This window comes from Moorena sp. SIO3E8 (assembly GCF_010692445.1).
GTDB classification, from domain to species: Bacteria; Cyanobacteriota; Cyanobacteriia; order Cyanobacteriales; family Coleofasciculaceae; genus Moorena; species Moorena bouillonii.
On the sequence record NZ_JAAHHM010000093.1, the window covers coordinates 20,870 to 27,815 of the forward strand.

The 6,946-nt window shown below is 39.5% G+C and carries 5 protein-coding genes; 4 read left to right on the forward strand and 1 reads right to left on the reverse strand.

Annotated features, from left to right (window positions below; all coding sequences use genetic code 11):
• The first annotated feature begins 513 nt into the window (after positions 1 to 513).
• The 4 genes from sbnA (at position 514) to thrC (ending at position 4,870) form a co-directional block, all read left to right on the forward strand.
• Positions 514 to 1,557, forward strand: coding sequence for a 2,3-diaminopropionate biosynthesis protein SbnA (gene sbnA / locus F6K46_RS27935; protein ID WP_293061849.1), 1,044 nt, complete (start codon positions 514 to 516; stop codon positions 1,555 to 1,557).
• 122 nt (positions 1,558 to 1,679) lie between these two features.
• Entirely contained in the window at positions 1,680 to 2,564 is an 885-nt protein-coding gene (locus F6K46_RS27940) for a methyltransferase domain-containing protein (protein WP_293061850.1), read from the forward strand.
• Positions 2,565 to 2,612: 48 nt separating this feature from the next.
• Positions 2,613 to 3,626, forward strand: coding sequence for a 2,3-diaminopropionate biosynthesis protein SbnB (gene sbnB / locus F6K46_RS27945; RefSeq protein ID WP_293061852.1), 1,014 nt, complete (start codon positions 2,613 to 2,615; stop codon positions 3,624 to 3,626).
• An 11-nt stretch (positions 3,627 to 3,637) separates the two neighbouring features.
• Positions 3,638 to 4,870, forward strand: coding sequence for a threonine synthase (thrC, locus tag F6K46_RS27950; protein WP_293061854.1), 1,233 nt, complete (start codon positions 3,638 to 3,640; stop codon positions 4,868 to 4,870).
• Positions 4,871 to 5,087: 217 nt separating this feature from the next.
• On the opposite strand, the gene F6K46_RS27955 is transcribed toward thrC, so the two are convergent.
• Positions 5,088 to 6,824 carry an anhydro-N-acetylmuramic acid kinase gene (locus F6K46_RS27955; protein ID WP_293061856.1) on the reverse strand — a complete coding sequence of 579 codons (1,737 nt, stop codon included), beginning with the start codon at positions 6,822 to 6,824 and terminating at the stop codon, positions 5,088 to 5,090.
• Between the last annotated feature and the right edge of the window lie 122 nt (positions 6,825 to 6,946).

Genomic DNA, 6,946 nt, shown 5'->3' on the forward strand with positions numbered 1-6,946 from the left:
GCAGGATAATAACATCTTGATTTCGGTAGATTTTGCAGCAACGTGGCCTGGCATCACCCACAGAAAACCACAGCAATTGTCGATTCTGATGACTTGATCCAACAGCGTGGATTTTTGATATTATAACAAGCATATCGCAGTTTCGCTAGATCTACCCCAACTAATTACTATGTGTATAATTCCAGGGCTTGACCGCTGCGGGATTCCCCCACACGCCTAACTGATTATCAACAGCCAACTGACTCGCATGTTCAACCGCATCCCACGATGGACAATCACTCTTATATTGAGAAATAACCCCCCATGTTCACAATAAAAGGGTCACACGCCGGATGCCTTATCGGGTTAATATCTTGGGGTTTTTCTGGGTAATAATCAACTACTAGATAACGTGGCGTGTGGTATAATATTCTCCCAGTGGGGGCTATGGATGTGTTGTCTTAGCCCCAATTTCCCTGTACACTTCACCAAGTGAATTCCGATAGCTCAACTATTCGGACATCTCAGTAATGTTTGAAAAAGCCTAAAAAAACAATGGTAGGAATTATAAGTGCAATTGGAAATACGCCTATTATTCAACTGTCTAATCTCTTTGATACAACGTCAATAAACTTTTTTGCTAAATTAGAAACTATTAATCCCGGTGGAAGTATTAAAGACCGAACTGCTCTCAAAATGCTTGAGAATGCTATTAAAAATGGAAATATCAAGAAAAATACCACTGTAATTGAATCAACTTCTGGAAATCTTGGTATAGGATTAGCCCAAGTATGTGCTTATTACAAATTAAAGTTGATTTGTATCGTAGATCCGAAGGCTAGCACTCAAAATATCGATATTATCAAAGCCTATGGTGGAGAAATTGACTATGTATCAGAACCTGATCCTAAAACTGGTGAATTTCTCCAGGCAAGGCTAAAACGGGTAAAAATGCTATGCCATAAAAATCCAGATTTCTTCTGGATAAATCAGTATTCCAATATTGATAATCCCTTAGCACATTATGAAACGATGCGCGAAATATTAGAACAACTAAACGAGCAAGTTGACTATTTGTTTTGTGCTGTGAGTACCTGCGGCACTATCAGGGGATGTGCAGAATACATCCGCAAAAAAAATCTCAATACACAAATTATTGCAGTGGATGTCAAGGGGAGTCAAATTTTTGACAATGAGCAAACAATAAGACGATTTCCAGGTATGGGAGCTGGAGTCAGAACTATACATTGTAACGATGAGCTAATTAACGGTTATATCCTCGTTTCCGATCAAGATTGTATTCGTTGCTGTCATCAGCTTGTAGCACGGGAAGGAATTTTGGCAGGTGCTTCGTCAGGGGGGGTTGTTGCTGCGGTAGAGGCTATGCAAAACCAGATGAAAAGTGACAGCATCTGTGTTATGATCCTTCCTGACCGAGGTGACCGCTATTTAAAGACTCTTTATTCAGAAACGTGGATTAAAGAGAACTTTGGTGAAGAGTATTATAAAAAACTTCTCAGTCAGAATTTTCGTGGTACCCCTGCTCCTAAAATCAAGCTTTTTAGTGTGAAAGGGTAACGAAAGCATTTCTAGATGAGTTGTAAACCAATGATTGTCGTTTTTTTATTAAAAAAACTTCTGTATTCTTCCCTTCTGACTCCTGACTCCTTTTTTACACCATTCAATAACGATGATAAACTATGTCAGAATACATTAAAGCTGAGTATGGAGCTTTAGCAAAAAATGAATTAATTCAAAATAATAGGGCAAGCATGTTGGCAAGCGGATATACTGACATACAGCTTGATATGTTACCTCCCAAAGCCATTATGGGGATTGCCTGCGGTAATCCTACCTCAGCTTGTGATTTGCAACCTGGAATGAAGCTTCTTGATTTGGGATGCGGAGTAGGGACAGATGTTATACTCGGCGGACTGAAAGTGATGCCGGGCGGGCTGTCTATTGGATTGGATTTCTTGCCTGAGATGATTACAAGAGCCAAAGCATGTGCAGCAGAATGCACTGCTCTTGATGAGAGTGCGACAGATTTTTATGTTCAAGATATAGGTTTGGGAAAGTATGATTTTGACAATAATTTCTTCGATTATGTCATATCGAATTGCTGTATTTGCCTTGTGAATCAGAATAAAGTATTTCCTGAAGTTTTTCGAGTGTTAAAGCCGGGAGTAAATTTTGTTTTTTGTGAAGAGGCTTACAAGGCTGAAGCTTCAATGCCTCCAGAGCTAGATAAGTTAATAAAAGAAGCCATAGATCAAAAAATTACTCCAATCAGCAATGATTCTGTTGCCAGCATAATATTCAGGATTTATGTGGCACTTGCCAAAAACAATGCCATTGAAAAAGAGAAGATGCTCGAGCTGCTGAGACAGACTGGATTTGAAAGCCCGCAAGTAGTTCACGAAACACCTCAATTGCTTTCTATGTCAGAACCACTTGAAATGGAAAGTGACAGATTATCGAACAGCGAATTACAAGAGTATACAAAATGTTTAGAACAAACGTTAAAAAAATTCGATGTCAATGACTATATGACATTTGTTACAATCAAAGCACAAAATTCATAAATTTAAGCTTTTCCGTGTAAAATCCTTGTAAAAGGGTAACTATAATTAATGCCACAAAAATCAGATATCCTAATTTTAAAACAACAAGAAATTGAATCCTTGTTAAACAAGCAGGAAAATAAAATCATGGATGTGGTGCAACAGGCATATGAGCTACATTCTCAGGGAAAAAGTGTATTGCCACACTCGTCCTTTTTAACATTTCCTGATAACCTGAGCAATCGTATCATTGCTTTGCCAGCTTACTTGGGAGAACCTTTTAATGTAGCAGGTATCAAATGGATTGCATCTTTTCCAGCTAATATTGAGCGGGATATAGCAAGGGCTTCTGCAGTGTTAATACTCAATTCCATGGAAACTGGACATCCCCTCAGCATCATGGAAAGTTCAATTATTAGTGCCAAGAGAACCGCTGCTAGTGCAGCCCTTGCCGCCAAAAACTTGGTCAATGAGGATGTGATTGAAGCCGGGTTTATCGGATGCGGGCTAATCAATCTTGAGGTCTTCCGATTTCTTTCCACGATTTTTCAGAGCTTGAAAACATTGACGATATTTGACAAGCAGCCTGAACGCGCAACAGCTTTTGTCTCAAAAGTTCAAGATATTGCTCCAAGTTGTCATCTGAAAGTTGCCACATCGGCAGAACAGGTTCTAGAGTCTACTCCTCTCATTTCACTGGCAACAACCGCAGCCACCCCTTATATCTATGAATTACCTACTGTTCAGTTAGATTCTAGGACTATCTTGCTTATCTCATTACGGGATATATCGCCGCAAATTATTTCAACAAACATTAACATTGTAGATGATCCAGACCATGTTTGCCGCGCCAATACTTCAATCCACCTTGCCCAACAACAAGAAGGTAATACTCATTTTATCAAAGGAACACTTGTTGATATAATTCAGAAACGCATCTCTCTTAGAGAAAAATCTAATGATACTGTCATTTTTAGTCCTTTCGGGCTGGGCGTTCTGGATGTTGCACTGGGCAAATTTATCTATGATTTGGCACTAACTAATAATCTGGGAACAAAAATTGAATCGTTTATAAGTGATTAAGAAAAGGTTCCATGAATATGTATATTGAAGGAGCAAAATGTATCCGTTGTAATAAAGAATGGCAAATTTCAGAAATTCGCTATCAATGTCCTACCTGCCAAGGAAATTTAGATATAGCTTATAATTACAAAGCTTTACGTAACAACTACCCCAAAACTAGCTTCCGTCAAAACAAACTTTACTCCATCTGGCGATATCTGCCTTTTCTACCGCTGAAAAAAATGCCAGAACGACCACTACAATTGGGCTGGACACCTCTTTATCCAGTCCCCAATGAGTATGGTATCAAGCTTTTTATCAAAGATGAGGGACGAAATCCTAGCGGTTCTCTCAAAGATCGTGCGACAGCGATTGTTTTGGAAGCGGCACAAGAGGCAGGTATTACCCATCTCACAACTGCCTCTACTGGTAATGCCGGATCATCTTTAGCCTGTTTATCTGCCAGTATGGGAATAGAAACGACCGTTTTTGTGCCGGATAAGGCACCGGAAGCTAAGATAGCCCAAATGTGTATTTTTGGGACTCGTGTGTATAGTGTCATTGGTTCTTATGATGATGCTTATGACCTCTGCATACGTGCCTCCAATTTATTGGGATGGTATAACCGAAGTACCGGATATAATCCCCTAACACGGGAAGGCAAAAAAACCTGTGCTTATGAAATTTGTGAACAGCTAGATTGGCATGTCCCTGACTGGGTAATAGTCTCGGTTGGCGATGGGAATATTTTGAGCGGATTATGGAAGGGATTTAAAGACCTTTATGGGATCGGTTATATAGATCGTCTGCCAAAAATGGCAGGAGTTCAATCTTTCGCCAGTAATGCTATTGCTCTTTCAGTGCGGTCTGCTCAAAATAAGGCAAGCATTGATATAGAATCTGTTCAAGCCTCAACTATTGCAGATAGCATTTCCGTAAATACACCCCGTGATGGGGTATTTGCAGTGAAGGCCATTCTGGAATCAAGAGGAATGATAATTGAAGTGACTGATGAAAAAATTTTAATGGCAATCAAGACAGTAGCGCAACGGTGGGGTATTTTTGGAGAGCCAGCGGGTGTAGCTTGTGTGGCTGGTCTGGAGAAACTTTGGGAAGATGGTACCCTGAAATCGGGTGAAGTGGTAGTCTGTATCATTACCGGAAATGGCTTAAAAGATGTAGGTTCTGCTTTGAAGGCATCGCTTAATAGGGTCAGGGTAATAGAATCTCAATCAGACTTAACACAAGTTCTCAGAAGAATCTAAGGTAGGTAGAGTGAATAAAACAACAATTGAGAACTTGAATCATATCGTTAAAAAGGGCAAAGGACAGTTTGAAAGTCAAAAGAAAACGAAGAAATTTAAAAAACAACCCTAAATTTTCTTCAAATTTACTGAAATTGAAATTTCAACTTAACCCTTGTATTGACTCATTGTTCAAGCTTTAGTCTAAACTCAAGTAGTAAGCCTTCTAGCCTGTACATCAGACTACACCAGTGCCGGAATCCCCCTTGAACGAATCCAGCACCTGAAGCTCAATTGACGAAAAATTATTCCCAGGACAAATTTTTCCACCTACAACCGGATGGGATGCACCAGTACATGATGGCACAAAGTTGTAGAGTCCTTTTATACAGAGGAATCCCATCATTGCATACAAGACAGTTTCCCAAGATTTTTCTTCAAATCCTAGATCATTGAGAGAACGTAAAGTCTGAATATCTTGTCCAAGAGCATGACACAAATTTACTCGTAGTCTTTCCATAAAATAAGGGTTATTACGAACACCACCTCTGACAATGATATCGTCAGTACATGGTCCAAATTTTTTACACGCAAGTGCAATTGTCATCGCGCTAAGTTCTGTCAGAGTTGCAACAAAATCTTGATCTGTACAGCCAAGTTCTTTTGCTTGCTGATGCCACTGATCAAAGCACGAACGTGTAAAATCATCAGGACCTACTGATATGGGAAGCTGATTTTTTTGAAAATGAGGGTGTTGCAACATCTCATCTAATAATGCTTTATTTATCTTCCCAGTAAGACCTAACTTTCCATCTTTATCATATTCTAGGTTAGGATCACATTTATTTGCAGCCCAGTCTATATAGAGAACGCCTAATCCAGGATCAAGTCCAGAAGGAAGTTCTACAGAACCTTGGGGTGGACAAAATGTCACGGAAGAAGTTCCACCAATGTTGATGCAAATACGCCACATTGAACTTCCTACTGGAGGGCGTAACATGAGGTAATCATAAGTACAGGTGCATGGTGAACCATTACCACCTGCTGCTACATCTGCTGAACGAAAATCTCCTACTGTTGTGATACCAAGTCCTTGAGCAATAGATGATAATTCACCAATTTCCCAGTGGGGATGTCCATGAATAGTCTGACCATGAGAAGATACCAAATCAATTGTTGTTTTAGCAATAGAATGCTTAGCAAGGAATGTCAGTGCTGTTTCAACAAAATGTTTTGCTATCCCATAATTTGCCGCATTGCATCCTTGCCAGTTACCTTCTCGTAAAGCAAATATTTCTTGACGCTTTTCTTTTAACCAGGGAAAGGTTTCAAAGGCAACAACATGATATTTGAGCTCTGAAACCGTCCGAGACGAGGATAACAGAGGTTCTTCAAAATCAACTACAACTATGTCGATTCCATCAACCGCATTCCCAGACTGTATCCCCAATACTCTGGTTAACTTGGTTGACGGTATTGCCTTTTTTACTTTCAAAACTGTTGTATGTCTATTCCGAAACGGATCATCAAACGTAATGACAACAGCAAAGCCTTCTTTAATAAATGCTCTGCTTGATGCTACATTACTTGCATGGACCATTACATAGATTTCTTTAATATCTTGATGCTGTGTAAAAATATATTTTTTTGCACAGTTTACAAGCGCAGTTCCAATACCCATGCCCCTGTGCTCAGAATGAACGACAAATTCTATAATTTCAGCTGATGTCTTTTCGCCATAGTGATGGCAAAACTGTCCTCCTAATTCTGCTGTAATTAAGCCAACCATAATTTCCCCTGAAAATGCGCCCCAGGCAAATATTTTTCCACTTTTCAGTTTTTTAAAATGGTCTCGAATCCGTTGATCAGGACACCAATTATATTCTGTTTTTCCATGGGTAAATAGAAAGCTTATTAATGTTTCTGCTTTAAACGTCTTTGGCAAAAGTTTGTATTCAATACTTGATAATTTCATCTGTCCACCTCCCTGGAGACTCCCGTTATACCCGTAGGGTTAACGGCGAGAGGAAAGGGAGGACAGGATCTAATTTGTATAAGCATAACCATCCTTTCTGTGAATAAATCGACAATATTTGT